A 25,605-nucleotide genomic window follows, 5' to 3' on the forward strand; every position below is an offset into this window, starting at 1 on the left:
GTGTAGATACCTATGGCTATCGCAGGCAAGTCGAATCGTCGCACCGCCCCTCCCACATTTCAGCCAGCCAGGACCATCGGAGGCAAGGTGCCCAGCACCGAAACGGCCGCTACCGCACAAACACCGAGCAGCCACTCCAGCATTACGCTGCCTTTCAAACTGGCCAAGCGCTGTTCGTCGCTATCCAGGCGCAGCCGGTTCAGCAGGGCCAAGCCCAACATGCCCAGCACCAGCATCACCTTGATCAATAGAATCAACGCAAAACCACTGAACAACGGCGTGGGCCACAGTTGCCCGGTGAGGACACGCACGTTGATCAACCCGCTCACCAGCAACGCCGCAACCAGGCCATAGCCGACGCCGCTGAAACGCCTGAGGACCGGCTCCAGCCGGTAACTCGGCGCTTGCCTGAAGATCAGCACCAGCAACAGCAACCCGCCCAGCCACGCGCCGACACACACCAGGTGCACCACTTGGTTGAGGATCAGCAGGCGTCCGCTCATCCCGTCCAGCATAGCGCCGTGCCCCACCGGGGCCAGAGTGGCCAGCAACAGTGCCAGAAGCGGCAGGCGCAGCGCCGGCCAGGGTTTGACCAGGGCGATCACCAGCAGCAGGTTCAGCAACAGGTGCCAGACCCACACCTGGCCGAAGAACGTCTTACTCAACACCAGGCGTACGGTGTTCGGCTGCAGTGCTGCGTCCCAGCCGCCGGCCATGCTCGCGGTGATCAGCAGCAACCAGGCCGCGCCGGACGCCAGGCCGATCCAGGCCAACCCACGGGTGAGGCGCAGCAAGGTGCGGTCCAACGCCGGCTGTGTATCGCCGCCCAGCAGCCAGGGCCTGAAGGCCCAGGCTCCGAACATCAGCAGCACGACGATAAAATGCACGAAGCGGCACAGCACCAGCAGGGTTGCCATCGCTTATTGGCCGACCTTGAAGCGATAAGTGCCTTCGCTTTTGTGGGTGTCGACGGAGACCGCATGCCACTCGACGGTATAAGTGCCGGCTGCCAGCGGCGCGGCCGGTGTGACCACCAGGACTTTTTTGTCGGCGTCCGGGGTTTCCAGGCCTTTGATAGCGACTTCGGTGCCGTCCTTGCTCAGGGACACCTTGGTGAAGGTGGCCTCGACGCCTTCGCTGAAAGTCAGACGCAGGTCTTTGGGCGGGGTGACGGTACTGTCCTGCGCCGGGGTGGCGCTTTTCAGGTGGGCATGGGCAAATGCCGCCGAAGCGCCCAGCAGGGACGCGAGCAGGGCAACGGTGGTCAGGGCTTGCTTGATCAACATTGTGCAATACCAATCAATGGGGAAGAGCGGGCAGTGTACGAAGTTTCGACTGTGCCTGTCGCCCCGATCTAGAGCGGTGGTAGTCTTTGGTTTATGTCTTTGTCAGGGAGCCCACATGGGCAATCACAAGAGTGGCATTCGCCGAGCCAACGTCGAAAAAATCCTGCTGGCGGCGGAGAAAGTCTTCGCCGAGAAAGGCTATGGCAGCACCGCCATGGCCGACATCGCCGAACAAGCGCAACTGCCGCGCTCCAACCTGCATTACTACTTCACCACCAAGAGCGAGCTGTACAGCGCGGTGCTGTTCGATCTGCTGGACCTGTGGAAACAGGATGCCCTGAGTTTTGAAACCTTCGATGACCCACGGGTGGTGCTCAGCAGCTACATCCGCGCCAAGATGCAGCGTTCACGCACACGGCCGTACGGCTCGAAAGTCTGGGCCAACGAAATCATCCACGGCGCGCCGACCCTGGGTGAGGCGCTCGACGAAAGCCTGTACGACTGGGCCAAGATGAAGGAAGCGAAAATTCGCCAGTGGGTGGAAGACAAACGCATCCTGCCGGTGGAACCGTCGAGCCTGCTGTATATGATCTGGGCTTCGACCCAGCACTACGCCGACTTTGATCACCAGGTGACGATTTTGAATGATCACCAGCCGTTGTCGGATATGCAGTTCGAGAAGGCGATCCAGACGGTGACCAGTGTGATTCTGCGGGGGATTGGGTTGGAGCCTTGAGTATCGTGGTGGGGCTTGGGGCCTCATCGGGGGCAAGCCCCCTCCCACACTTGACCGCATTCATTCAGACAGACTCGGTCGAATGTGGAAGGGGGCTGCCCCCGATGAGGCCTGAAGGGCTACACCGCCTCCCTGTACGGATTCCTCGGATCCTGCGTCCAATTCAAAAACGGCTTGCCCGTGTCGATGGGCACCATCTCGATGCAATCGGCCACCGGGCAGGTGATCTGGCACAGGTTGCAGCCCACGCATTCATCATCGATCACTTCGTATTTATGCGTGCCGTCCGCTTGTTTCAGGCTGGCGATGGCCTGGTGCGAGGTATCCTCACAGGCAATATGGCAACGCCCACAGCCAATGCACGCCTCTTGGTCGATCTTGGCGATCACCTGGTAGTTGATGTCCAGATACTTCCAGTCCGTGGTATTGCCCACCGCGCGGCCGGAAAACGCTTGCAGGCTCTGGTAGCCATGACTGTCCATCCAGCGCGACAGCCCGTCCTTCATCTCTTCGACGATGCGAAACCCATGCAGCATCGCCGCCGTGCACACCTGCACCGCGCCGCAACCGAGGGCGACGAATTCGGCGGCGTCGCGCCAGGTGCCGATGCCGCCGATCCCGCAGATCGGCAAGCCTTGGGTCTGCGGGTCGCGGGCGATTTCAGCGACCATGTTCAGGGCGATCGGCTTGACCGCCGAACCGCAATAACCGCCGTGGGTGCTCTGGGTGCCAACCGTCGGCAGCGCGACCATACGCTCCAGGTCGACGCTGGTGATGGAGTTGATGGTGTTGATCAGCGACACCGCATCCGCCCCGCCCCGATACGCCGCGCGTGCCGCCACGCGGATGTCGGTGATATTCGGCGTGAGCTTGACGATCACCGGCAGCGAGCAATAGGTCTTGCACCAGCGCGTCACCTGTTCCACGTACTCCGGCACCTGGCCCACCGCCGCGCCCATGCCGCGTTCGGGCATGCCGTGGGGGCAGCCGAAGTTCAGCTCGATACCGTCGCAGCCGGTGGCTTCCACCAAGGGCAGGATGTTTTTCCACGACTCTTCAACGCAAGGCACCATCAGCGACACGATCAGCGCGCGGTCGGGCCAGTCCTTTTTCACCTGGGTGATTTCCCGCAGATTGATCTCCAGGGAGCGGTCGGTGATCAGCTCGATGTTGTTGATGCCCAGCACTTCACGGTTGGCGCCATAGTGCGCCGAGTAACGCGAGGATACGTTGACCGCCGCCGGGTCCTCGCCGAGGGTTTTCCACACCACGCCGCCCCAGCCGGCTTCAAAAGCCCGGACCACGTTGTAGGCCTTGTCGGTGGGCGGCGCGGAGGCCAGCCAGAACGGGTTGGGGGCTTTGATACCGGCGAAGACAATCGAGAGATCGGCCATTACGCAGCCTCCACATTCAGCATGAGTTGGGCGTGCATGGCCTCGGCGGCCAGCTTGCCATGTTGTACCGCCTGCACGGTAAGGTCCTGGCCGAGGCTGACGCAGTCGCCGCCGGCATAGACGCCTGGAATGCTGGTGCGCAGGTGCTCGTCGACGAAAATCCGCTCGCCCACGCGGTGCAGTTGCTGGGCCAGTGGGTCGTGCAACGCCTCGTTATCGAAGCCTTGGCCAATGGCCTTGAAGATCGCATCGGCGGCCAGTTCGAAGGTTTCTCCCGTGGCACTCAGACGCCCGTTTTCCATGCGTGTGCGTGCAAAGCGCATGCCGCGAACGTGGCCCTTATCGTCGAGCAACACCTCTTCAGGCTGAGCCCAGGTCAGCAGGCGTACCTGGTTGACCTTGGCGATGTCCTGCTCATGGTGGGTGGCGCCCATATCGGCCAGGCCACGGCGGTAGACGAGGTTGACATCGCGGGCACCGAGGCGGGCCATCTGCACGGCCATGTCGATGGCGGTGTTGCCGGCGCCGAGCACGATGCAGCGGTCGGCCAGCGGCAGTTGGGTCAGGTCATCGGCCTGGCGCAGTTCGCGGATGTAGTCGGTGGCGGCGAGCAGGCCGGGGGCGTCCTCATGGGGTAGACCGAGTTGCTTGCTGGCGGCCAGGCCCAGGCCGAGAAACACTGCATCGAATTGCTGATGCAGTTCGCTCAGGGTCAGGTTGTCGCCCAGGCGCTGGCCTTGGCGGATGTCGATGCCGCCGATCTGCAGCAGGAACTCCAGTTCCTTCTGGGCGAAGTCATCCACCAGTTTGTATTTGGCGATCCCGTATTCATTCAGGCCGCCGGCCTTTTCCCGCGCTTCGAAAATCACCACGTCGTGGCCGTGCAGCGCCGCGCGATGGGCGCAGGCCAGGCCGGCGGGCCCGGCGCCGACCACGGCGATGCGTTTGCCGGTGGGCGCGGCGCGTTGGAACGGGTGTTCACTGAAGTGGGCATTGTCGACCGCATAGCGCTGCAACAGGCCAATCAGCACTGGCGCACATTCTTCGGCGTTATTACGGACACAGGCCTGCTGGCACAGGATTTCGGTGGGGCAGACCCGCGCACAGCTGCCGCCGAGGATGTTGGCCGAGAGGATTTTCTGCGCGGCGCCCTGCACGTTATCGGTGTGGATATTGCGGATGAACGAGGGGATATCGATCTCGCTGGGGCATGCATTCACGCACGGCGCGTCGTAGCAATACAGGCAGCGTGAGGCTTCCAGTTGGGCCTGGCGGGCGTTGAGAGGCGGTGCCAGGTCGGTGAAATGGCTGGCGAGGGTTGCGCCATCTTCTACGGGATGGGGGAGGTGGGTCAGGGTCTGGATCACGGTGGTGGCCTCACGGTTGTTGAGGTTCTGCCTCTGATGGGGGATCGTTCCCATGCTCTGCGTGGGAATGCCTCACTGGACGCTCTGCGTCCGCTCTTGGAACGCGGAGCGTCCCTGGCTGCATTCCCACGCAGAGCGTGGGAACGATCATGTGCGCTGTATGTTCAGCGCTTCACAGCAATTGGCCTGGAATGCTCGGCCCGCTTGCTCAACTGCTCGAACACCGCCGGATACGCCGGCCGCTCCACATAGCGCCCGGCCCCGCGCTCGGCGCGCAGGTCGCCATCGGCCCAGACCAGCTTGCCCTGGCTGATGGTGTGGCTCGGCACGCCGCGCACGGTCTTGCCTTCGAAGATGTTGAAGTCGACCTGCTGGTGGTGGGTCTTGGCGGAAATGGTACGTGTGCCCTGCGGGTCCCACAGCACCAGGTCGGCATCGGCACCCACGCGGATCGCACCTTTGCGGGGGTAGAGGTTGAAGATCTTCGCGGTGTTGGTGGAGGTCAGCGCAACGAAGTCCTGCACGGATAAGCGGCCGGTGTTGACCCCTTCATCCCATAGCAGTGCCATGCGGTCTTCGATCCCGGCGGTGCCGTTGGGGATTTTGCTGAAGTCGTCGCGCCCGGCGGCTTTTTGCTCGGCGCAGAAGCAGCAGTGGTCGGTGGCGGTGGTGTGCAGGTTACCCGATTGCAGGCCGTGCCAAAGCGCCTCCTGGTGCCCGCGCGGACGGAACGGTGGGCTCATCACATAGCCGGCTGCAGTCTGCCAGTCGGGGTGCTGATAGACGCTGTCGTCCAGCAGCAGATGGCCGGCGAGCACTTCGCCGTACACCGGCTGGCCCTTGCCACGGGCATAGGTGATCTCATCCAGGGCTTCTCGGGTGGACACATGCACCAGGTACAGTGGCGTGCCGATGGTTTCGGCGATTCGGATCGCCCGGCTGGCCGCTTCGCCTTCCACCTGGGACGGCCGCGACAGCGGGTGCGCTTCCGGGCCGGTGATGCCCTGGGCCATCAGCTTGCGTTGCAGGTGGTACACCAGCTCGCCGTTTTCCGCATGCACGGTGGGCACCGCGCCCAGTTCCAGACAGCGTTCGAAGCTGGCGACCAGGGTGTCGTCCGCCGCCATGATCGCGTTCTTGTAGGCCATGAAGTGCTTGAAGCTGTTGATACCGTGGTGGCTGACCAGCTCGGCCATTTCCTCGCGCACCTGTTCGCTCCACCAGGTGATCGCGACATGGAAACCGTAGTCGGCCGCCGATTTTTCCGCCCAGCCGCGCCACTGATGGAAGGCTTCCAGTAACGACTGCTGCGGGTTGGGAATCACGAAATCGATGATCGATGTGGTGCCGCCGGCCAAACCCGCCGCCGTGCCGCTGAAAAAATCTTCGCTGGCCACGGTGCCCATGAAGGGCAGTTGCATATGGGTGTGGGGGTCGATGCCGCCGGGCATCAAGTATTGGCCACTGCCGTCGAGCACTTCGGTGCCGACAGGAATGTCCAGGTCCATGCCAATAGCGCGAACTAGACCGCCTGCGCATAAAACATCGGCGCGGTAACTTTCATCATGGGTAATTACGGTGGCGCCACGGATCAACAGCGACATGTCGAATTCCTCACAGGCTTGACCGGCTTGTGCCAGTTCTAAGTGTTGTAATGCTGCGTTCCCATCTCAGGTTTATTCCTGACATCGGTGACAGGAATAGAAACTAGCCCGAGTTTTCCGATTGGGCAAGCTTATTTTTTACAAGCTTATTCAAGATATAACCTATTGAAAATAAACTAAAAAATGTTGGAATCACCAAAATGTAGCGGGCGTTCACCATTTTGACGCACTTGACAGGTTTGCAAATTGAGCAACATTTCTTATTGCAAATCAGGTGCTTGAGATATGTCGCTTGACGGGAGTGAAAAATGAAAATAATTGTGTTGCACCAGATTGAGTCCGACCGGTTCAGGCAACTTGCTTAATGCCCCGGCTGAACCCAGCAACAAGTAACCCGGATTCAATCTGAAAGTTGATTAGCATCAGCAAGTTATATAAGCGGTGAGGGCATGGCGGCGGTTAACGGCACGAATATTGAGTGCAGTGGCGGCTGGCCGGGCCTGTGATGTCATGTTGTTTACGAGGTACTCCGGCCATCTCCTGCGTTGCAGGGGTGAGCAACAATAATTCGAAAAAACCGTGGAGCGGCCATGCAACAGAACAGATCGCAAGTCATTGAGCGCAACGGCCTGTACGAACTCGACGCCGGCCCCGACGTCCTCGACAGCCCTCGCTACAACCACGACATGGCACCGACCAAGGTGCATGAACGAACCTGGAACAAATGGCATATCACCGCGCTGTGGGTCGGCATGTCGATCTGTGTGCCCACCTATACGCTGGGCGGTGTGCTTACCGCGTATTTCGGCTTGTCGGTGGGGGAGGCGCTGATTGCGATTCTGCTGGCCAATATCGTGGTGTTGCTGCCGCTGACCCTCAACGCGTTTCCCGGCACGAAGTACGGTATTCCGTTTCCGGTGCTGCTGCGCTCCTCGTTCGGTATTCTCGGTTCCAACGTGCCGTGCCTGATTCGCGCCCTGGTGGCGTGCGGCTGGTTCGGCATCCAGACGATGTTCGGCGGGCTGGCGATCCACCTGTTTTTGGGCTCGATTTTCGAAGGCTGGAAGTCCCTGGGCGGCACCGGCGAGGTGATCGGGTTCATGATTTTCTGGTGCCTGAATTTGTGGGTCGTGCTGCGCGGCGCCGAGTCGATCAAGCGCCTGGAAACCTTGTCGGCACCCTTGCTGGTGGCGGTGGGCATCGGTCTGCTGGTGTGGGCGATGCCGAATGTGTCGATCAGCGAGCTGATGGCGATCCCGCCCAAGCGGCCCGAAGGCGCGAGCCTCATCGGTTATTTCATGGCGGGCCTGACCGCCATGGTCGGTTTCTGGGCCACCTTGTCGCTGAACATTCCCGACTTCAGCCGCTACGCCAGGAGCCAGAAGGACCAGATCCTCGGGCAGATTTTCGGCCTGCCGCTGACCATGTTTCTGTTCGCCGCCCTCGGCGTGATCATGACCGCCGCCTCGGTAAAACTGGTGGGTGTGAGCGTGTCCGACCCCGTCACCCTCATCGGCCATATCCAAAGCCCGGTATGGGTGGCCGTCGCGATGGCGCTGATCATCATCGCCACGCTCTCCACCAACACGGCGGCCAATATTGTCTCGCCCACCAACGACTTCCAGAACATCGCGCCCAAGCTGATCAACCGCACCACCGCAGTGATCCTCACCGGCCTGGTTGGGCTGGCGCTGATGGCGCATGAACTGCTCAAGAAACTCGGCCTGATTGTCTCGGATGTGAGCCTGGAGACGGTGTATTCCAATTGGCTGCTGGGCTATTCGAGCCTGTTGGGGCCGATCGCCGGAATCATGGTGGTGGACTACTTCATCACCCGCAGGCAGCAGCTGGACCTGGCCGGCCTGTACCGCGACGACGTCTACCCGGCGTGGAACTGGAGCGGGTTTATCGCCTTTGGTGTGCCGGTGGTGCTGACCTTGCTGTCCCTGGGCAGCGATGCGTTCAGCTGGTTTTACAGTTACGGCTGGTTTACCGGTTCGGCGTTGGGCGGGCTGTTGTATTACGGCCTGAACGCCAGGCGCGCAGCCAGCCCGATCGTTGTCAATTCATAAGAAATACAAGCCTGAGGAGACCCCCATGAACGCTGCCCTCGACGTTCTGCAATCGAGCCACCCGCACATCAACCGCGACCGCTTGTGGCAGTCGCTGATGGACCTGGCAAAACTCGGTGCCACGCCCAAGGGGGGCGTGTGTCGGCTGGCCCTTACCGACCTCGATCGCAAGGCTCGCGATCTGTTCGTGCAGTGGTGTGAAGAGGCTGGCTGTACGGTGAGCGTCGACGGCATCGGCAACATTTTTGCCCGCCGCGCCGGGCGCAACCCCGACCTGCCGCCGGTGATGACCGGCAGCCACATTGATACCCAGCCCACCGGCGGCAAGTTCGATGGCTGCTTCGGTGTGCTGGCCGGCGTGGAAGTGCTGCGTACGCTGAACGACCTCAAAATCGAAACCGAGGCACCCCTGGAAGTGGTGGTGTGGACCAACGAGGAGGGCTCGCGTTTTCCGCCGTGCATGATGGGCTCCGGGGTGTTCGCCGAGAAATTCACCCTCGCTGATACCCTGGCCAAGGTCGATGCGGACGGGGTCAGCGTGGGCGATGCGTTGAATGCAATTGGCTACGCGGGAACCCGGCCTGAAAGGGGGCATAGGGTCGGTGCGTATTTCGAGGCGCATATCGAACAAGGGCCAATTCTGGAGGATGAGAAAAAAACCATTGGCGTGGTGCTCGGCGCGTTGGGGCAAAAGTGGTTCGACCTGAAACTGCGTGGCGTCGAAGCCCATGCCGGGCCGACGCCGATGCACCTGCGCAAGGACGCCCTGGTCGGCGCGGCGGCGGTCGTGGCAGCGGTGAATGCGGCGGCGCTGGGGCATCAACCCCACGCCTGCGGCACGGTCGGTTGCCTGCAGGCCTATCCGGGCTCACGCAACGTCATCCCCGGCGAAGTGCGCATGACCCTGGACTTCCGGCACCTGGAACCGGCGCGCTTGGATTCGATGATTGCCCAGGTGCGCCAAGTGATCGAAGACACCTGTGCCAAACACGGATTGAGTTTCGAGATGGAACCCACCGCCGATTTCCCGCCGTTGTACTTCGACAAAGGCTGCGTCGAGGCGGTGCGTAACGCGGCGAACGGCCTGGGTCTGTCGAACATGGACATCGTCAGCGGGGCGGGGCACGACGCAATCTTCGTCGCGGAGTTGGGGCCGGCGGGCATGATCTTTGTGCCGTGTGAAGGCGGCATCAGCCACAACGAAATCGAAAACGCCGCGCCGGATGACCTGGCGGCGGGGTGTGCGGTGTTGTTGCGTGCGATGGTGGCGGCCTCTGCTGCACTCGCCGCCTGAACGTGTGATTAACAATATGGGAGGGCGCTTGCTCCCTCCCACATTTGGGCGGTGTTTGACGTTAAACCCAGATGGCATCCCAGAGTGGGTAGTCGCCAATCCGTTCGACCAAACCCGCACGCAATGGATTAGCCACCACATACCGAGCCATTTTCACCAAATCATCTTCCTCGCGCAGGGCCCGGTCATGAAAGCTCTGCTGCCACAGCCGGCCCTTGCGACCACTCACACCATTGACGGATCGCGTGCTCTTGGACTTCACCTGCCGCATCAGGTCCGCCAGCGAGCCTTTGCGTAGCTCGATCAGCCAATGAAAATGGTCCGGCATGATCACCCATGCCAAAGAGTTGGCCAGCCCTTGGTACTGGGCTAACCGAAATTGCCAGACCACCAGGCGACCGAGGTGGAAATGGCTGAATAGCGGTGTGCGTTCGTGAGTGTTGGTGGTGATGAGGTAGATGCGGCCTTGCTCGCTGAAGCGGCCGATGCGCAGGCGGTGTGAAGCGGGTAGATCTGCCATTCCCTGGCCCTCTTTAGATGTGCTTAGAGAGGCTAGATTGGAGAGCAGGAGGTTGAGCGGCAGGCTTTTGGCAGGATGTGTCTGGAGGGCCGCCATCGGGGGCAAGCCCCCTCCCACATTGGCTCAGCGGCGCTTATACATTATGTGTCTGACGCGGGATCAGTGTGGGAGGGGGCTTGCCCCCGATGAGGCCAGAACTGACGCTGCCGCAACCTCATTGCACTTGGAAGTATCTTGCTTTGAGGCTGTGGTGTAAGGCATGTCTTACTCCTTCGTACGAATCCTCTTTTGCTCTTCTCCTCGCTCATCATCTTGGCTATCCGGTGTTAGGTTCTGCCGCTCAAAAACCTAATGCAGAGGAAGCATGCAATGGCGAACCCTATGCCCCCGCCGGGTGTATCGGTTGACGAAAATATGGCCACCCGCTTTTCATAAAAAGAATGTACTGAAAGCCGGTTCAGCGTTTATGTATTCTTGGCTTTATACTCAGGTCCGCAATCGCGGCCCGTGGGACTACAAGCAAATTTCCAAAGAATATGAAGCGTTTGGAAACTTTCACTATGTCGCCGTGGGGATTGCCGCGGGTTTCAGCGAAGAAGTGCTTTTACGTGCAGCGGGACTTGCTCAAACCAGGGCGGGTACGGATAAACCCGAGTTTGGTCGTTGGTGGGGGGATGCGCCTTTCGGTGACGATCCAGTGGACCAATATTGGATCAAGAAAGGAATCAGGTATGCCAGGTTCAGGAACTACGAGAAAGTCGCTTTATTCAACGGTCACAACGATCTTGCTGGCGCTTTGCTTGGTGTATATCGCTGGTGATTGGCTGCTTTCGCCGGGCCGTCCGCAATTGACGGAGGTTGTACTCCGCGTGCCGATCAGTGATGACGCTTCGATCTATGGCGTCAAGGATGATCGCGGAGGGGCCACTGTGCCGTTCAGTTACCGATATTACGTTTACCGCACCTTGGGAACCGATAGTGAAATATTGGCTTTATTGAAAGATGCCAATCCGTTTCTAGTTACGCGTGACGGGGCGGTAAAAGTTGATGTCGAGAGCCGTTCGATTACGGTTTCGGTGTCGGGGGATGTATCTGACTATCACAGCAGTACCCTGTATCGGCATGCCAATGGTAGTGATTACACAGTGGTGAGTGTTTTTCTTAATAGTCGGCCAGAGGGCTGAAATATGCGGTGGATCAGTCAGTGATGATTGACTGAATCACCGCAATCGGGGGCAAGCCCCCTCCCACATTGGCTCAGCGACGCTTATACATTATGTGTCTGACGCAGGACCCGTGTGGGAGGGGGCTTGCCCCCGATTGCGGTGGCTCAGCTACGGATAAACTGGCTGTTCCACTGCTATCACTGTGCCTGGGGTGATGTCAGGCGCCAGGTTGCCAGCCGCCGCCGAGTGCGGTCATGAGTCCTACACTGGCCTGCAACTGCCGCGTCTGCACCGCCTGCAATGTCCGCTGCGCCTGCAACGCCGCCGTCTGCGCGGTCACCACATCCAGGTAACTCACCGCACCCGCTTGATAGCTGTTCATCGCCAGCGATTGCGTATGCTGCGCCGCATCCGCCGCCGCTTGTTCATCCTGCGCTTCCTGCTGCAAATCCCGCAGTTGCGCCAGGTTATCTTCCACCTCGCGCACGGCCTTCAGCACCTGGCTGCGGTACTGCGCCGACGCCTCTTCAAACTCGGCCTTGGCCTGGCGTTCATTGGCGCTCAAGCGGCCACCGTCGAAGATCGGCAGGTTCACCAACGGGCCCAGTGCCCAATACCGATTGCCCGCCGACAGCAGATTGCCGACGCCCTGCGTCTGCCCGCCAATCAACCCGGTCAAGCTGAAGTCCGGATACCACGCCGCCTTGGCCACGCCGATATTTGCGTTGGCCGCAAACACCCGTCGCTCTGCCGCTGCAATATCCGGGCGACGTTGCAACAGGTGGCTTGGCAACTGCGACGGAATTCCCGGCAGGGCGATCAGTTGCTGGTCGGGCGGCAAGGTAAAGTCACTGGCTGCCACACCTACCAACTCGCCGATGGCGTGCTCAGTGAGGTTGCGTTGGCCGCGTACCTCGTCCAATTGCGCCCTGGCCTGCGCCAGTTGATTTTGCGCACGGGTCAGGTCCAGCTCCGAGGCTATCTGGCCCTCGTAGCGACTGCGGGTCAGTTGCAATGCCTGGCTGAAATCATCCAGCGAGCCAGTGAGAATCCGGCTCTGTGCATCCAGCCCATTGAGCTGCACGTACAAGGTCGCCAGCTGACGCTGCAAACTCAGGCGCGCCACCGCCAGGTCATCCCCGGACGCTTGCGCCTGGGCATCGCCGGCCGCGACCTGATTGCGAATTTTGCCCCACAGGTCGAGGTCGTAGCTCAAGGAAAAACCCGCGATGTTGCTGTTGTACACCGACGGTTGCGTATCCCCCCGCAACGGTCGCGAATCCGATTGCCGCTGGCGCAGAGGTTGCGCGCTGGCGGTGATCTGCGGGAACAGGCCTGCGTGCAGTTGGCTGGCATACGCCTGGGAAGCATCAAAGTGCGCCAGCGCCGCCGCCAGGTCCGGGTTGGCCTTGAGCAGCCGCTGTTGCAGGTCATTCAGGCGCGAATCGTTGTAGAGCTTCCACCATTGGGGCGCCAGTTGGTCGGAGGGCTGGGCGCTGTGCCAGGGTCCATCGCTGGTCTGTTCGCGGTAGTTGGCCGGCAGGTCGATCGCCGGCACCTTGTAGGTCGGCGCCATTGAGCAACCCTGCAAGACCAGCAGCGTCAATGCGGCGAGCGGTTTAAGCCTTATGCGCATGCGCACCTCCGGAGGCATCGGCGAGTTGCACGGGATCACCTTCGCGCAGCGCATCGGGCGGGTTGTCGACGATGCGGTCGGCGGGTTTCAAGCCTTGGTCGATCACCAGGCGTTCGCCCAGGTCGAGGCCGATATGGATGGCTTGCAGGTGGATATGATTCTGCGCATCCAGCACTGCGACCTGAGTGCCCTGGGCACGGAAGATCAGGGCGCTGGCCGGGATGCTCACGCCGTGGGTGTCGGCCGGAATCGGCAGAGTCGCTTCGGCATAGTCACCCGGCAGCAATTCGCCGCTGGGGTTGTCGACCGCGAATTGGGCGAGCAGGGTGCCTGACCGTCGGTCGATGGCAGTGGAATCGCCGATCAGGCGCGCCTTGAAGTGCTCGCCGGGGTGCTCGGGCACGCTCAGCTCGGCTTCCAGGCCCGGATGGATGACCGCTGCGTAGTTCTGCGGCACCGGTACATAAAGGCGCAACTGGTGGGTGTCGGCAATGTTGAACAGTTCCGGAGCGCTGTCGGTGTCGGCTTTGATCAACTGGCCGATATCGGTGTTGCGCGCGGTGATGGTGCCGGCAAACGGCGCGCGGAGGGTCTTGAAGCTTTCCAGCGCCGACAGCCGGGCATAGTCGGCAGCGGCGGCCTCGGCGTTGGCCTTGGCGGCAGCGGCATTGGAAGTTTTTTCATCCGCCTCCTGGCGCGATACCGAATGGCTGGCCAGCAGGTTTTGCCAGCGTGTAGCGGTGGTGCCGGCCAGGCGCGCATTGGCCTGCTCCTGCACCAGGCGTGCATGGGTCTGTGCCAATTGCTGGTCGAGATCGGGGCTGTCGATTTCCGCGAGGACTTGCCCGGCGTTGACGTGGCTGCCGATGTCGACTTTCCAGTCCTTCAGATAACCGCTGACCCGAGCGTGAATCGGCGCCTTGCTCCAGGCTTCCAGATGCGCCGGCAGGCGCAAGGTGTCGCCGGCCACGTTCTGCTTGGGTTGGAACACTCTCACCTGAGGGATGGCGGCGGTCTCGGTCCAGGCGGTGACCGATTGTTCGTGCAGCGTGCGGGCATGCAGGCCGTTGGCAACCAACACGGCGGCCAGGGTCAGGCCGCCGACACCCAGGAGCATCAGGCGCTTGCGCGAGGGTTTGTGATCAGACGACATGGGGCGTTTCTCCAGCAGTGACGCGAGTAGGGTGACGACCGTGGACCAGGCTGAAGACCACGGGTACAAACAACAGGGTGGCAGTGGTAGCGAGGATCAAACCGCCGATGACGGCGCGACCCAGCGGCGCGTTCTGTTCCTCGGACAAAGCCAGGGGCAGCATGCCGATGATCATCGCCAGGGCGGTCATGCACACCGGGCGAAAGCGCGTGTAGCCCGCTTCCAATGCAGCTTTCAAAGCATCGCCGTGTTCGGCCAGGCGTTCCCGGCAGAAGCTCACCACCAGGATCGAGTTGGCGGTGGCCACGCCCATGCACAGGATCGCGCCGGTCAAGGCCGGTACCGACAATGAGGTACCGCTGAGAAATAGCATCCACACGATCCCCGCCAGCGCCGCCGGCAGCGCGGTGATGATCACAAACGGGTCGACCCACGACTGGAAGTTGACCACGATCAGCAGATAGATCAGCACCACCGCGCCCAGCAGACCAAAACTCAAGCCGCTGAAGGCTTCATGCAGCGCATCGATCTGCCCATGCAGGCTGATCGTCGCGCCTTTGGGGCGCATGGCCGCGGTGTCGTCGAGCACCTTTTGCACGTCCCGCGCCACACCACCGAGATCGCGACCTTGCACATTGGCGTACAGGTCCAGGGTCGGCTCGATGTTGTAGTGGGTCACCACCGCCGGGCTTTGCACGCGGGAGATGGTTGCCACGCCGCCGAGGATCTGCGACTGGCCGTTCGCGCCGGTGACCGGCAAGGCTTCCAGCGACGGCAGGCTGTCCAGGCGATATTGCGGGGTGGCGGCAACGATGGAGTAGGACACCCCATTGGCCGGGTTGAGCCAGAAGGTCGGCGCAATCTGCGAGCTGCCCGCCAGTGACGCGACCATGCTGTTGGTCACGTCGCGCTCGGTAATGCCCAGGCCGTTGGCGCGCAGGCGGTCGACATTCACCTGCAGCGAAGGGTAGCCGGTGGATTGCTGGATACGCAGATCGGCGATGCCCGGCACGTGCTGCAGGCGGCGTTCCAGCTCGACGGCATAGGCGCGGTTTTCTGCATCGCTGCGCCCGGAGATTTTCACATCCAACGGCGCCGGCGTGCCGAAGTTGAGGATCTGGCTGCTGATGTCCGCCGGCAGGAACGCAAAGTGGCTGCCGGGGAAGCTTTGCGGCAAGGCTTCACGCAGTTTTTTCACGTAGTCGGCGGTGGGGGCGTGGTGCGCTTTCAAGGTGACCTGGATATCGCCATCCTGCGGGCCGATGGTGCCGCTGCTGCTGTAGGCCATGTCGATGCCGCTCAGCGGCATGCCGATATTGTCGACAATGGTGTCCAGCTCCTGGGCCGGGATGACTTCGCGAATGCGCGCTTCGATACGGTCGAAGGCTGCGGCGCTTTCTTCGATGCGCGTGCCCAGCGGCAGGCGTACGTGCAGGGCCAGTGCGCCGGCATCGGTGGCCGGGAAAAAGTCCTGGCCCAGGCTGGGCAGCAGCAGGAAGGAGGCCAGCACGCAGGCAAGAAACCCTGGGATAAAGACCCTGCGGTTGCCCAGGGCCAGCGTCAGCAGACCGTGATAGGTGTCGCGGATATTCGAGAAGTGGCGCTCGAAACCCTGCTGGAAATTCAGCACCGCTTGCAGCGCGGCATTGCGTGGTTTCGAGTGCTGCTCGCCTTCATGATGGTTGATGAATTCGTCTTCGGGATGGTGCCCCGCGCCTTGCTCCGGGGTGTGCGGCTTGAGCAGAAACATGGCCAGTGTCGGCACCAGGGTGCGCGACAGGACGAAGGAGCTGGCCATGGCGAAGATCACCGCCAGCGCCATCGGCCGGAACAGATAACCGGCGATGCCTTGCAGCAGAAACATCGGCACGAACACGATGCAGATGCACAGCAGAGAGACGAACGCCGGGCCGACGATCTGCGCGGCGCCGTCGAGAATCGCGGTCCTCACCGCCTTGCCTTGTTCCAGGTGCCAGTTGATGTTTTCGATGGTCACCGTGGCGTCGTCCACCAGGATCCCCACGGCCAGCGCCAGCCCGCCCAGGGTCATGACGTTGAGGGTTTGCCCGCTGGCCGCCAGCAGCGCGATGGCCGCCAGCACCGCCAGGGGAATCGATGCCGCGATGATGATCGTGGAGCGCCAACTGCCGAGGAACAGCAGGATCATCGCGCTGGTCAGCAGCGCGGCAATAATGCCTTCCTGCGCCACGCTGCCCACCGATTGCTTGACGAACACCGAGGCGTCACCCAGCAGCGAGGTCTTCAGCGACGGCGGCAGGGTTTCGTTGATGCGCGGCAGCATCTGGCGGATGCCGTCGATGATCGACAGGGTTGAGATGCTGCCGTTTTTCAACGCCGGCATCAGCACCGCGCGATGGCCGTCGACGCGCACGATATTGGTCTGCGGCGGCGAACCGTCGCGCACATGGGCGACCTGGCCTATGGTAATCAGCGCGCCGTCGACGGTCTTGATCGGCAGGTTGTTCAGCTCATCGATGGCCTTGGGGCTGTTGTTGAGCAGGACCGTGTATTCATTCGAACCGAGTTTGGCGGTGCCCACCGGAATGATCTGGTTCTGCAGGGCCAGCGCCGTGCCCACGTCCTGGGCCGACAGGCCTTTGGCAGCCAGCGCCTGAGGATCGAGGTCGAGGGTGATCTGGCGTTGCTTGCCGCCCATCGGCGTAGGCATCGCCAGGCCGGGCAGGGCACTGAGGGGCAGGCGGATATTGTTCTGCACCAGGTCGCGAATTTTGGCTTCCGACAGCGTCGGGCTGGAGAACGCCATCTGCAGGATCGGCACCGTGGACGCGCTGTAGTTGAGGATCAGCGGCGGCGTAATGCCGGGCGGCATTTGCTTGAGCACGGTTTGTGACACGGCGGTCACTTGGGCGTTGGCGGTGCGGATATCGACGCCGGGCTGGAAGAAAATTTTGACGATGCCCATGCCGGGCAGGGATTGCGATTCGATGTGTTCGATGTCGTTGACGGTGGTGCTCAGGGAGCGTTCGTAGGTATAGATCACCCGACCGGCCATGGCGTCCGGCGACAGGCCGTTGTATTGCCAGACGACGGCGACCACCGGAATGCCGATATCGGGGAACACATCGGTGGGTGTGCGCAGGGCCGCCATTGGCCCGATGATGCAGATGAATATGGCCAGCACGATAAACGTGTACGGCTTGTGCAGTGCGGTCTTTACCAGCCCGAGCATGCGTGGATCTCCAACAGAGCAGGATTGCAAACCCCGGCAGTCTTGCCCGACCCACCTAACACGCACCTTTCAGCCAGGTGAAGGAACATTTAGGTAACAGCTGAAGATCGTTTCATAGGCTTTCATTTGTTCCAGCCGTAGCAGCTCTCCAAGCTTGTCGCCCATCGAATGATTGACCCGAGGAGCGTTGCCATGTCACTCAAACCCTTTTTGTTACTCCCTGTCCTGAGCGCCGTATTGCTGTTATCGGCCTGTGCCGGACCGATGCCCAAGGCGGACCCGAGCGAGGCCTGGATCGGCCTTAAAGAGGAAGCGCCCAATGACCTGCTGGCCGAGCGCGTGGATGGCAAGCGCGTGGATGATGGGCGCTTCTTCGAGGTGACCCCGGGCGACCACCGGCTGGATGTGACGTTGTTCGAGGACGAACCTGGGGACGACAACCAGCAGGATTGCCAGGGACGCGTGGAGTACAAGCACTTCAAGGCAGGCGAGCACTACACCTTGGTGGAGTCCAGCCTGGGAATGACCGTGCGCGCATCCCTCAGGGATGCGCACGGTCACGAAGTCGCGACGACCCAGGACTTCAATTGCATGCCTGGCTAGGCGTGACGCGCCACTGACTTATGCGCTTTGGCGGGTTTGACGTGGGGGTGATGGTGCCGGCGGGTGATGCGCAACACCCCCCACAACATGGCGCCGGCTACTGCCAGCCAACCGCAGATCAATAAAAAAATCGTCGTTGCAAGGCTCATTCGGGCCTCCTTCGCCCCGCAGGGGGCACACACAGTCTTCTCAATGGACAGTCTAGCCAACGGGCGGTTGCCTGCTATTGACCAATGGTCGTGTCCGTCTAACCGGTTCGCTATATCCAGGCCCCACGGAAACGTGATTGGGCTATGATCAGGCCCCTCACCGACGGCTGATCAAGAGAGTAAAAAAGTGCGGTTACGGTCGAACCTTACAGCGTCCCTGCTGCTGGCCTTCACCCTGGGGCTCACGGCCTGTGCCGGGCAACCTTCGAAATTGGCGGGCCTGCCCGAACGCGTCGAGCTCAATGGCGTGCCGACCTTTCGCAGCGAGGCTTATCAGAGCGGCCCTGCTGCGTTAGCCAGCATGCTGTCGCAACAAGGCATTGTGAAGACACCGGGGCTGCTGGATAAACCGCTGCAGTTGCCGGGCGGCGAAGCCAACCTTGAGCGCACGATGCCGGAACTGGCGCGCGAGTACGGGCTTATGGTGTATCCGCTGGAGGCCAGGCTGACCGCCGTGCTGGCGCAGGTGGCGGCAGGTTATCCGGTGATGGCGCGCCTTGGCGGCGGGCTGTGGTCCGACGCGCGGTATGTGGTGGTAGTGGGCTTTAATCAGCAGAAGAGCACAGTGCTATTGCGTTCGGGCATGGACCGGCGACTGGTGATGAGCTTCAGCGATTTTGAATCGAAATGGGCCAGTGCCGGGCATTGGGCGATCCTCACCCAGCGCGCGAGCCAATTGCCGGCCAATGTGGATGCGCAGCGCTGGCGCGAGGCGGCCAATGCAACCGCCCAGGCTGGGCAGGAGCAGGCGGCGGCGCAGGCGCTTAAAGTGTTGGCGGAACATCGGTGAAAACGCGGGAGGGGCGTTGCGCCTCCCGCGTCACTGTTTAATGTCGTTCAGCGGCGCACTTCAGTGGCATTCCCACGATTCTTCAGGTTCTTGTCGGCCTTGTAGCGCAACGCGACGTCCGGCACCGCGCCGCCCTTGCCGGTCTCGACCCAACTGCGAATGCGGCTGGCATCGGCGAAGTGGGTGAATTTTCCGAACGCATCGAGGATCACCAGAGACACCGGCCGGTTACCCATGCTGGTCACCAGCACCAGACAATGGCCGGCCTGGTTGGTGAATCCGGTCTTGGTCAGCTTGATATCCCAATTGGCGCGGTTGATCAGGTGGTCGGTATTGGAGAAACCCAAGGTGTAGTTAGGCTTGCGGAACGCCACGGTCTTTTCCTTGGTGGTACTCAACTGGCTCAGCAGCGGATATTTGCGCGCCGCGGCCAGCAGTTTGCTCAGGTCGCGGGCGGTGGACACGTTGTGAATCGACAGGCCGGTGGGTTCGACGTAGTGCGTGCTGGTCATGCCGAGCGCCTTGGCCTTGGCATTCATCGCTGCGATAAATGCCGAATAGCCACCCGGATAGTGATGGGCCAGGCTGGCGGCGGCGCGGTTTTCCGAAGACATCAGCGCGATCAGCAGCATTTCCTTGCGCGGCATTTCGCTGCCGATTTTCACGCGGGAGAACACGCCTTTCATTTCAGGGGTGTCGGTGATGTTGATGTCGATGTACTCGTCCAGGTTCTGCTTGGCTTCGAGCACGATCAAACCGGTCATCAGCTTGCTCACGGAGGCAATGGGCACCACCACGTCGGGGTTGCTGGCATAGATGACTTTGTTGGTTTGCAGGTCGACCAGCATGGCGCTGCCGGAAGCGATTTGCAGTTTGGAGGGATCGCGCGGCGCCAGGGTGGTTTCGGCGGCGTGTGCGAGCGTGCCTGAGAAAGCAAAAAACAGGCTGATGATGGATAGACGAATTTTCACGCGGATGAACTCGCTAAAAAGTAAGAAATACCGTCGGGAAACGGGTTTTTGATAAATGGCGTTACATTTTAGGAGTATGGATCAGAAACTGTCGAATGTTCTTCCATAACCAGACGAAAGTACTTCAAAAATAAGAAAAAACAGGTTTTATTCCGGAAACAAAAAAGCCCCGCGATAAGGCGGGGCTTTTTCAGTACGAGCGGTTATTAATCGTGCAGGGTTTCTGCGGCGTACAAGGTGTTCTCCAGCAGGCACGCGCGGGTCATCGGGCCGACGCCGCCCGGCACCGGCGTGATCCAGCCGGCGCGGGGCAGGGCGGTGTCGTACACCACGTCGCCGACCAACTTGCCGTCGTCCTGGCGGTTGATACCCACATCGATAACGATGGCGCCTTCCTTGATCCACTCGCCTTTGACCAGACCCGGCTTGCCGGCGGCAACTACCACCAGGTCGGCACGGCCGACGTGGCCGGCGAGGTCCTTGGTAAAGCGGTGGGTAACGGTCACGGTGCAGCCGGCGAGCAGCAGTTCCATGGCCATCGGGCGACCGACGATGTTGGAGGCGCCCACTACCACGGCGTCGAGACCGTACAGGTCGACACCCGTGCTTTCCAGCAGCGTCATGATGCCTTTAGGGGTGCAGGGGCGCAGCAATGGGATGCGCTGGGCCAGGCGCCCGACGTTATAAGGGTGGAAGCCGTCGACGTCTTTGTCCGGGCGAATGCGCTCAAGCAATCCGGACGCGTCCAGATGGGCCGGCAGCGGCAGTTGCAGCAGCACGCCGTCGATCGCCGGGTCATCGTTGAGGCTGTCGATCAGGTCGGTGAGGGCTTGCTGGGTGGTCTCGGCAGGCAGGTCGTAGGCCTTGGAAATAAAGCCGACCTCTTCACAGTCTTTACGCTTGTGCGAGACATAAACCTGAGAGGCAGGATCGCTGCCGACCAGGATCACCGCGAGCCCGGGCGTGCGCAGGCCTTGCTGGCTACGCTCGGTGACGCGTTTGGCGATCTGCTGGCGCAGGCTGGCGGCGATTGATTTGCCGTCGATAAGTTGTGCAGTCATTACGCGTGATTAACCATCGAGAGGGGGAAGAAAAGTGCGCGCATTCTCGCATGCCAGGGCGTGAGGGCAAAGGCGCTTGGTCTGCAAATTGGCCTAACCCCTTAAATAAAATGAATTTTTTTCAAAAAAGATTTGACGGGTTTCTGGGGCCTCTATACTATTCGTCGCACTTGTCGGGCACAGCCTAGCACTGGTTAAGAAGGTCGAGCAGAATAGTTGTTCTGTAAGGCTGGAAGCACTTAGTTTGTAATCCTCCAAGAGTACAGATTAATAAGGCGCCCGTAGCTCAGCTGGATAGAGCATCCGCCTTCTAAGCGGATGGTCGCAGGTTCGAGTCCTGCCGGGTGCGCCATTAGGCAGCTTTGGCACAAGTAGCGCTATATGGTGGGCGTAGCTCAGTTGGTAGAGCACGGGATTGTGACTCCCGTTGTCGAGGGTTCGATCCCCTTCGTCCACCCCATATTTTGAAAGGCGCCAGATTTTACGGTCTGGCGCCTTTGCTTTAAGAGCTGCAAGCGCGGATGTGGTGGAATTGGTAGACACACTGGATTTAGGTTCCAGCGCCGCGAGGCGTAAGAGTTCGAGTCTCTTCATCCGCACCAATCACAGCTTTGTTCAATCGTAAGAGAGAGCAGGGCTCGACAAAGAAGTGGTTTGGTTTCTTTGTTAACGCAATATGGTGGGCGTAGCTCAGTTGGTAGAGCACGGGATTGTGACTCCCGTTGTCGAGGGTTCGATCCCCTTCGTCCACCCCATATTCGAAAGGCGCCAGATTTAACAGTCTGGCGCCTTTTTTGGTTTTGGCGGTTCGAACGCTGGGTAGTCGCGGCTACCGCGTCGCCGCGTCAGGGGGGGATGGTGGTGACGCCTTCTATATATAGAAGGAGGCGGCGCAGGGCCCTGGCTTGATTGGCTGTATTTGTCAGCGGGACGAGGAGCAGCAGTGCTCTCGTACCGATAAATTGCCGGCTGTTTACGAGCATATTTCCAGTAGGGTGACTTCTTGAGTTTGACCCACTAGAATGCATGCCCTTGATTGGGGTCGGAAATGGCCGGCTAACGTCTGTGCAACGAGGAATATCCATGCAAGTTTCTGTTGAAAATACTACTGCTCTCGAGCGCCGCCTGAGCATCACCGTGCCGGCAGAGCGTATCGAGACTGCGGTCAACAAGCGTCTGCAGCAGACTGCCCAGAAGGCCAAGATCGCTGGTTTCCGTCCAGGCAAAGTGCCGATGAGCGAAATCAAGCGTCGTTTTGGTGCCGATGCGCGTCAGGAAGCTGTCGGTGACGTGATCCAGGCTTCCTTCTATGAAGCCGTGGTCGAGCAAAAGCTGAACCCGGCTGGCTCGCCTTCGATCGAGCCCAAGTCCCTGGAAGCGGGCAAGGACCTGGAATACGTTGCCGTATTCGAAGTGTTCCCTGAGTTCGAAGTTGCCGGCTTCGACGGTATCGCTATTGAGCGCCTGAGCGCTGAAGTGGCTGACTCCGATCTGGACAACATGCTGGAGATCCTGCGCAAGCAGAACACGCGCTTCGAAGTGGTTGAGCGTGCCGCCCAGACCGAAGACCAACTGAACATCGATTTCGTTGGCAAGGTTGACGGCGAAGTATTCGCTGGCGGCTCTGCCAAAGGCACTCAGCTGGTGCTGGGTTCCAACCGCATGATCCCTGGTTTCGAAGACGGCCTGGTTGGCGCTAAAGCCGGCGAAGAGCGCGTGTTGAACCTGACCTTCCCGGCTGACTATCAGAACCTGGACCTGGCCGGTAAGGCCGCCGAGTTCACCGTGACCGTCAACAGCGTTTCCGAGCCTAAGCTGCCAGAGCTGAACGAGGAATTCTTCGCTCAATTCGGCATCAAGGAAACCGGCATCGAAGGCTTCCGCGCCGAAGTTCGCAAGAACATGGAGCGTGAGCTGCGCCAGGCCATCAAGTCCAAGGTGAAGAACCAGGTCATGGACGGTCTGCTGGCCGCCAATCCGATCGAAGTGCCTAAGGCTCTGCTGTCCAACGAAGTGGATCGCCTGCGCGTTCAAGCGGTTCAGCAGTTTGGTGGCAATATCAAGCCTGATCAACTGCCGGCCGAGCTGTTCGAAGAGCAAGCCAAGCGTCGCGTTGTGCTGGGTCTGATCGTGGCTGAAGTGGTCAAGCAGTACGACCTCAAGCCTGACGAAGATCGCGTTCGCGAAATGATCCAGGAAATGGCTTCGGCCTACCAGGAGCCTGAGCAGGTCGTGGCTTGGTACTACAAGAACGACCAGCAACTGAACGAAGTACGTTCGGTTGTGCTGGAAGAACAAGTTGTGGATACTGTTCTGCAGAAGGCTAAGGTGACCGATAAAGCGGTCTCTTACGAAGAAGCAGTCAAACCGGCGGAAGCAGCACAAGCCGACTGATTGTCCAACTCGTTGGAAATACAACCATAAGCCAGCCTCGCGCTGGCTTATGCGTTTTCAAGACATGACTATTTGGGAGTAACTGCAGAGCATGTTCCGTAATTCCTATATTCAGCAGAACTCTGATATCCAGGCCGCCGGCGGCCTGGTCCCGATGGTTGTCGAGCAATCCGCTCGTGGCGAACGCGCCTATGACATCTATTCGCGCCTGCTAAAGGAGCGAGTGATCTTTCTGGTTGGTCCGGTAGAGGACTACATGGCCAACCTGATCTGTGCGCAGCTGCTGTTCCTTGAAGCGGAAAATCCGGACAAGGACATCCATCTTTACATCAACTCGCCGGGCGGTTCGGTGACGGCGGGCATGTCGATCTACGACACCATGCAGTTCATCAAGCCAAACGTATCGACCACCTGTATTGGTCAGGCCTGCAGCATGGGTGCGTTCCTGCTGACAGCCGGCGCTCACGGCAAGCGTTTCTGCCTGCCGAACTCCCGTGTAATGATTCACCAGCCGTTGGGTGGTTTCCAGGGTCAGGCGTCGGACATCGAGATTCACGCCAAGGAAATCCTTTTTATCCGCGAGCGCTTGAACACGCTGATGGCCAAGCACAGTGGACGCACCCTTGAAGAAATCGAGCGCGATACCAACCGCGACAATTTCATGAGTGCAGAAATGGCGCGTGAATACGGGTTGATCGACGCAGTGATTGACCACCGCCCCGCATAATATAAGCCGCTCAAAATAAGGCTGATCGGCGTGTCCGATCATCGGCGGGCTTGAAAAAGCCCGCATAAGCCTTCATCTTGTGTTGCAAGCCTATCGGATTTGGATCGAACGAATGACTGACACCCGCAACGGCGAGGACAACGGCAAGCTGCTCTATTGCTCCTTCTGTGGCAAAAGCCAGCATGAAGTACGCAAATTGATTGCCGGCCCCTCGGTCTTTATCTGCGACGAGTGCGTCGACCTGTGCAATGACATCATCCGCGAGGAGGTGCAGGAAGCCCAGGCCGAGAGCAGCGCGCATAAATTGCCTTCGCCCAAAGAAATCAGCGGCATCCTTGACCAGTATGTGATTGGTCAAGAGCGTGCGAAGAAGATTCTGGCCGTAGCGGTGTACAACCACTACAAGCGCTTGAATCAGCGAGACAAGAAAGGTGAGGAAGTCGAACTCGGCAAGAGCAACATCTTGCTGATCGGTCCTACAGGCTCGGGTAAGACCCTGCTTGCTGAGACCCTCGCTCGCCTGCTTAATGTTCCGTTCACCATCGCCGACGCCACCACCCTCACCGAGGCTGGCTATGTGGGCGAGGACGTCGAGAACATCATTCAGAAACTGCTGCAGAAGTGCGACTACGATGTGGAGAAGGCCCAGATGGGTATCGTCTACATCGACGAAATCGACAAGATCTCGCGCAAGTCCGATAACCCGTCCATCACTCGTGATGTTTCTGGTGAAGGTGTGCAGCAGGCGCTGTTGAAACTCATCGAAGGCACGGTGGCTTCCGTACCGCCGCAAGGTGGTCGCAAGCACCCGCAGCAGGAATTCCTTCAGGTTGATACGCGTAATATCCTGTTTATCTGTGGCGGTGCGTTCTCCGGTCTGGAAAAGGTTATTCAAAACCGTTCCACCCGTGGTGGCATCGGGTTCAGTGCGGAAGTGCGCAGCAAGGAAGAAGGCAAGAAGGTAGGCGAGTCCCTGCGTGAAGTCGAGCCTGACGATCTGGTCAAGTTCGGTCTGATCCCTGAGTTCGTTGGCCGTCTGCCGGTCCTGGCCACGTTGGACGAGCTGGATGAGGCTGCGTTGATTCAGATCCTCACCGAGCCGAAAAACGCGCTGACCAAGCAATACGCCAAGCTGTTCGAAATGGAAGGCGTCGACCTCGAGTTCCGTACCGACGCGCTCAAATCGGTGGCCAAGCGTGCACTGGAGCGTAAGACCGGCGCGCGCGGTTTGCGCTCGATCCTGGAAGGCGTACTGCTCGACACCATGTATGAAATCCCCTCGCAGTCCGAGGTGAGTAAAGTGGTGATCGACGAAAGCGTTATAGAAGGTAAGTCCAAGCCACTGTATATCTACGAAAACAGTGAGCCGGCTGCCAAGGCTGCGCCAGACGCGTAAGCGTTTCGCGGCATT

General features: G+C 60.3%; 22 protein-coding genes and 4 tRNA genes. 14 read left to right on the forward strand and 12 right to left on the reverse strand.

Annotated features, from left to right (window positions below; translation table 11 throughout):
- Nucleotides 1-59: 59 nt before the first annotated feature.
- Together copD and copC are read right to left on the reverse strand one after the other, a co-directional pair.
- Nucleotides 60-917, reverse strand: coding sequence for a copper homeostasis membrane protein CopD (gene copD / locus OSC50_RS08780; protein ID WP_266247613.1), 858 nt, complete (start codon nucleotides 915-917; stop codon nucleotides 60-62).
- Between the two features lie 3 nt (nucleotides 918-920).
- Nucleotides 921-1,286: a copper homeostasis periplasmic binding protein CopC gene (copC, locus tag OSC50_RS08785; protein ID WP_266247615.1), complete on the reverse strand. Its 366-nt coding sequence runs from the start codon at nucleotides 1,284-1,286 to the stop codon at nucleotides 921-923.
- Nucleotides 1,287-1,401: 115 nt separating this feature from the next.
- Between copC and OSC50_RS08790 the strand changes: the two genes are divergently transcribed.
- Entirely contained in the window at nucleotides 1,402-2,022 is a 621-nt protein-coding gene (locus OSC50_RS08790) for a TetR/AcrR family transcriptional regulator (protein ID WP_181081737.1), read from the forward strand.
- Nucleotides 2,023-2,141: 119 nt separating this feature from the next.
- Here OSC50_RS08790 and preA read toward each other — a convergent pair whose 3' ends face one another.
- From preA to hydA, 3 genes are all read right to left on the reverse strand, one after another.
- Nucleotides 2,142-3,416, reverse strand: a complete 1,275-nt coding sequence (gene preA, locus OSC50_RS08795; protein ID WP_181081738.1) for an NAD-dependent dihydropyrimidine dehydrogenase subunit PreA — start codon at nucleotides 3,414-3,416, stop codon at nucleotides 2,142-2,144.
- Nucleotides 3,416-4,783, reverse strand: coding sequence for an NAD(P)-dependent oxidoreductase (locus OSC50_RS08800; protein ID WP_266249675.1), 1,368 nt, complete (start codon nucleotides 4,781-4,783; stop codon nucleotides 3,416-3,418). Before OSC50_RS08800 ends, preA begins: the two co-directional genes overlap by 1 nt.
- 164 nt (nucleotides 4,784-4,947) lie before the next feature.
- Nucleotides 4,948-6,387, reverse strand: coding sequence for a dihydropyrimidinase (gene hydA, locus OSC50_RS08805; RefSeq protein WP_266247618.1), 1,440 nt, complete (start codon nucleotides 6,385-6,387; stop codon nucleotides 4,948-4,950).
- A gap of 590 nt (nucleotides 6,388-6,977) precedes the next feature.
- Between hydA and OSC50_RS08810 the strand changes: the two genes are divergently transcribed.
- A complete protein-coding gene (locus OSC50_RS08810) occupies nucleotides 6,978-8,459 on the forward strand; it encodes an NCS1 family nucleobase:cation symporter-1 (protein ID WP_266247621.1) in 1,482 nt (493 codons plus the stop codon).
- A gap of 25 nt (nucleotides 8,460-8,484) precedes the next feature.
- Nucleotides 8,485-9,753, forward strand: coding sequence for a Zn-dependent hydrolase (locus OSC50_RS08815; RefSeq protein WP_266247624.1), 1,269 nt, complete (start codon nucleotides 8,485-8,487; stop codon nucleotides 9,751-9,753).
- 61 nt (nucleotides 9,754-9,814) lie between these two features.
- On the opposite strand, the gene OSC50_RS08820 is transcribed toward OSC50_RS08815, so the two are convergent.
- Nucleotides 9,815-10,273 (reverse strand): REP-associated tyrosine transposase, encoded by a 459-nt coding sequence (locus OSC50_RS08820; RefSeq protein WP_253508363.1) that lies wholly within the window; start codon nucleotides 10,271-10,273, stop codon nucleotides 9,815-9,817.
- A 364-nt stretch (nucleotides 10,274-10,637) separates the two neighbouring features.
- Between OSC50_RS08820 and OSC50_RS08825 the strand changes: the two genes are divergently transcribed.
- Together OSC50_RS08825 and OSC50_RS08830 are read left to right on the forward strand one after the other, a co-directional pair.
- A complete protein-coding gene (locus tag OSC50_RS08825) occupies nucleotides 10,638-11,093 on the forward strand; it encodes a polymorphic toxin type 44 domain-containing protein (protein WP_253508361.1) in 456 nt (151 codons plus the stop codon).
- Nucleotides 11,077-11,457 carry a hypothetical protein gene (locus tag OSC50_RS08830; protein WP_266247627.1) on the forward strand — a complete coding sequence of 127 codons (381 nt, stop codon included), beginning with the start codon at nucleotides 11,077-11,079 and terminating at the stop codon, nucleotides 11,455-11,457. Before OSC50_RS08825 ends, OSC50_RS08830 begins: the two co-directional genes overlap by 17 nt.
- Before the next feature lie 199 nt (nucleotides 11,458-11,656).
- On the opposite strand, the gene OSC50_RS08835 is transcribed toward OSC50_RS08830, so the two are convergent.
- From OSC50_RS08835 to OSC50_RS08845, 3 genes are read right to left on the reverse strand one after another with little or no spacing between them, the layout of a single operon-like run.
- Entirely contained in the window at nucleotides 11,657-13,075 is a 1,419-nt protein-coding gene (locus tag OSC50_RS08835) for an efflux transporter outer membrane subunit (protein WP_181081744.1), read from the reverse strand.
- Nucleotides 13,059-14,228 carry an efflux RND transporter periplasmic adaptor subunit gene (locus OSC50_RS08840; RefSeq protein WP_181081745.1) on the reverse strand — a complete coding sequence of 390 codons (1,170 nt, stop codon included), beginning with the start codon at nucleotides 14,226-14,228 and terminating at the stop codon, nucleotides 13,059-13,061. Before OSC50_RS08840 ends, OSC50_RS08835 begins: the two co-directional genes overlap by 17 nt.
- Nucleotides 14,218-17,439: an efflux RND transporter permease subunit gene (locus tag OSC50_RS08845; RefSeq protein ID WP_266247628.1), complete on the reverse strand. Its 3,222-nt coding sequence runs from the start codon at nucleotides 17,437-17,439 to the stop codon at nucleotides 14,218-14,220. The genes OSC50_RS08840 and OSC50_RS08845 overlap by 11 nt, the downstream gene beginning before the upstream one ends.
- Nucleotides 17,440-17,631: 192 nt before the next feature.
- Between OSC50_RS08845 and OSC50_RS08850 the strand changes: the two genes are divergently transcribed.
- On the forward strand, nucleotides 17,632-18,042 hold the full coding sequence (locus OSC50_RS08850) for a PA0061/PA0062 family lipoprotein (RefSeq protein WP_253508357.1): 411 nt from the start codon (nucleotides 17,632-17,634) through the stop codon (nucleotides 18,040-18,042).
- Here the strand turns inward: OSC50_RS08850 and OSC50_RS08855 are convergent.
- On the reverse strand, nucleotides 18,039-18,191 hold the full coding sequence (locus OSC50_RS08855; protein ID WP_181081748.1) for a hypothetical protein: 153 nt from the start codon (nucleotides 18,189-18,191) through the stop codon (nucleotides 18,039-18,041). The two genes, OSC50_RS08850 and OSC50_RS08855, sit on opposite strands and share 4 nt — an antisense overlap.
- A gap of 187 nt (nucleotides 18,192-18,378) precedes the next feature.
- Between OSC50_RS08855 and OSC50_RS08860 the strand changes: the two genes are divergently transcribed.
- The gene (locus OSC50_RS08860; RefSeq protein WP_266247630.1) at nucleotides 18,379-19,041 is read left to right on the forward strand and encodes a peptidase C39 family protein; all 663 of its coding nucleotides are present in this window, start codon (nucleotides 18,379-18,381) and stop codon (nucleotides 19,039-19,041) included.
- 47 nt (nucleotides 19,042-19,088) lie between these two features.
- Here the strand turns inward: OSC50_RS08860 and pbpG are convergent, their stop codons facing one another.
- Nucleotides 19,089-20,012, reverse strand: coding sequence for a D-alanyl-D-alanine endopeptidase (gene pbpG, locus OSC50_RS08865; protein ID WP_266247632.1), 924 nt, complete (start codon nucleotides 20,010-20,012; stop codon nucleotides 19,089-19,091).
- 206 nt (nucleotides 20,013-20,218) lie between these two features.
- The gene (gene folD, locus OSC50_RS08870) at nucleotides 20,219-21,073 is read right to left on the reverse strand and encodes a bifunctional methylenetetrahydrofolate dehydrogenase/methenyltetrahydrofolate cyclohydrolase FolD (protein WP_266247634.1); all 855 of its coding nucleotides are present in this window, start codon (nucleotides 21,071-21,073) and stop codon (nucleotides 20,219-20,221) included.
- A 275-nt stretch (nucleotides 21,074-21,348) separates the two neighbouring features.
- Here folD and OSC50_RS08875 point away from each other — a divergent pair.
- The 7 genes from OSC50_RS08875 (at nucleotide 21,349) to clpX (ending at nucleotide 25,590) form a co-directional block, all read left to right on the forward strand.
- Nucleotides 21,349-21,425: transfer RNA gene (locus tag OSC50_RS08875), tRNA-Arg, on the forward strand.
- A gap of 32 nt (nucleotides 21,426-21,457) precedes the next feature.
- Nucleotides 21,458-21,533, forward strand: a tRNA-His gene (locus OSC50_RS08880).
- 57 nt (nucleotides 21,534-21,590) lie between these two features.
- A tRNA-Leu gene (locus tag OSC50_RS08885) sits at nucleotides 21,591-21,675 on the forward strand.
- Nucleotides 21,676-21,752: 77 nt separating this feature from the next.
- Nucleotides 21,753-21,828: transfer RNA gene (locus OSC50_RS08890), tRNA-His, on the forward strand.
- Nucleotides 21,829-22,156: 328 nt separating this feature from the next.
- Nucleotides 22,157-23,467 carry a trigger factor gene (tig, locus tag OSC50_RS08895; protein ID WP_181081752.1) on the forward strand — a complete coding sequence of 437 codons (1,311 nt, stop codon included), beginning with the start codon at nucleotides 22,157-22,159 and terminating at the stop codon, nucleotides 23,465-23,467.
- A gap of 91 nt (nucleotides 23,468-23,558) precedes the next feature.
- Nucleotides 23,559-24,194, forward strand: a complete 636-nt coding sequence (gene clpP, locus OSC50_RS08900; RefSeq protein WP_181081753.1) for an ATP-dependent Clp endopeptidase proteolytic subunit ClpP — start codon at nucleotides 23,559-23,561, stop codon at nucleotides 24,192-24,194.
- A gap of 112 nt (nucleotides 24,195-24,306) precedes the next feature.
- Complete coding sequence (clpX, locus tag OSC50_RS08905; RefSeq protein WP_034098852.1) at nucleotides 24,307-25,590, forward strand: ATP-dependent Clp protease ATP-binding subunit ClpX; 1,284 nt, start codon at nucleotides 24,307-24,309, stop codon at nucleotides 25,588-25,590.
- Nucleotides 25,591-25,605: the final 15 nt, after the last annotated feature.

It is taken from the genome of Pseudomonas quebecensis (assembly GCF_026410085.1).
GTDB classification, from domain to species: domain Bacteria; phylum Pseudomonadota; class Gammaproteobacteria; order Pseudomonadales; family Pseudomonadaceae; genus Aquipseudomonas; species Aquipseudomonas quebecensis.

What these genes read in the sequence shown, in the direction of transcription:
- OSC50_RS08845 (WP_266247628.1), bottom strand. Translation starts at nt 17,439, where the DNA reads ATGCTCGGGCTGGTAAAGACCGCACTGCACAAGCCGTACACGTTTATC.
- OSC50_RS08855 (WP_181081748.1), bottom strand. Translation starts at nt 18,191, where the DNA reads ATGAGCCTTGCAACGACGATTTTTTTATTGATCTGCGGTTGGCTGGCA.
- OSC50_RS08835 (WP_181081744.1), bottom strand. Translation starts at nt 13,075, where the DNA reads ATGCGCATAAGGCTTAAACCGCTCGCCGCATTGACGCTGCTGGTCTTG.
- OSC50_RS08810 (WP_266247621.1), top strand. Translation starts at nt 6,978, where the DNA reads ATGCAACAGAACAGATCGCAAGTCATTGAGCGCAACGGCCTGTACGAA.
- OSC50_RS08820 (WP_253508363.1), bottom strand. Translation starts at nt 10,273, where the DNA reads ATGGCAGATCTACCCGCTTCACACCGCCTGCGCATCGGCCGCTTCAGC.
- OSC50_RS08840 (WP_181081745.1), bottom strand. Translation starts at nt 14,228, where the DNA reads ATGTCGTCTGATCACAAACCCTCGCGCAAGCGCCTGATGCTCCTGGGT.
- OSC50_RS08850 (WP_253508357.1), top strand. Translation starts at nt 17,632, where the DNA reads ATGTCACTCAAACCCTTTTTGTTACTCCCTGTCCTGAGCGCCGTATTG.
- OSC50_RS08815 (WP_266247624.1), top strand. Translation starts at nt 8,485, where the DNA reads ATGAACGCTGCCCTCGACGTTCTGCAATCGAGCCACCCGCACATCAAC.
- OSC50_RS08825 (WP_253508361.1), top strand. Translation starts at nt 10,638, where the DNA reads ATGCAATGGCGAACCCTATGCCCCCGCCGGGTGTATCGGTTGACGAAA.
- copC (WP_266247615.1), bottom strand. Translation starts at nt 1,286, where the DNA reads ATGTTGATCAAGCAAGCCCTGACCACCGTTGCCCTGCTCGCGTCCCTG.
- preA (WP_181081738.1), bottom strand. Translation starts at nt 3,416, where the DNA reads ATGGCCGATCTCTCGATTGTCTTCGCCGGTATCAAAGCCCCCAACCCG.
- hydA (WP_266247618.1), bottom strand. Translation starts at nt 6,387, where the DNA reads ATGTCGCTGTTGATCCGTGGCGCCACCGTAATTACCCATGATGAAAGT.
- OSC50_RS08790 (WP_181081737.1), top strand. Translation starts at nt 1,402, where the DNA reads ATGGGCAATCACAAGAGTGGCATTCGCCGAGCCAACGTCGAAAAAATC.
- tig (WP_181081752.1), top strand. Translation starts at nt 22,157, where the DNA reads ATGCAAGTTTCTGTTGAAAATACTACTGCTCTCGAGCGCCGCCTGAGC.
- copD (WP_266247613.1), bottom strand. Translation starts at nt 917, where the DNA reads ATGGCAACCCTGCTGGTGCTGTGCCGCTTCGTGCATTTTATCGTCGTG.
- clpP (WP_181081753.1), top strand. Translation starts at nt 23,559, where the DNA reads ATGTTCCGTAATTCCTATATTCAGCAGAACTCTGATATCCAGGCCGCC.
- clpX (WP_034098852.1), top strand. Translation starts at nt 24,307, where the DNA reads ATGACTGACACCCGCAACGGCGAGGACAACGGCAAGCTGCTCTATTGC.
- folD (WP_266247634.1), bottom strand. Translation starts at nt 21,073, where the DNA reads ATGACTGCACAACTTATCGACGGCAAATCAATCGCCGCCAGCCTGCGC.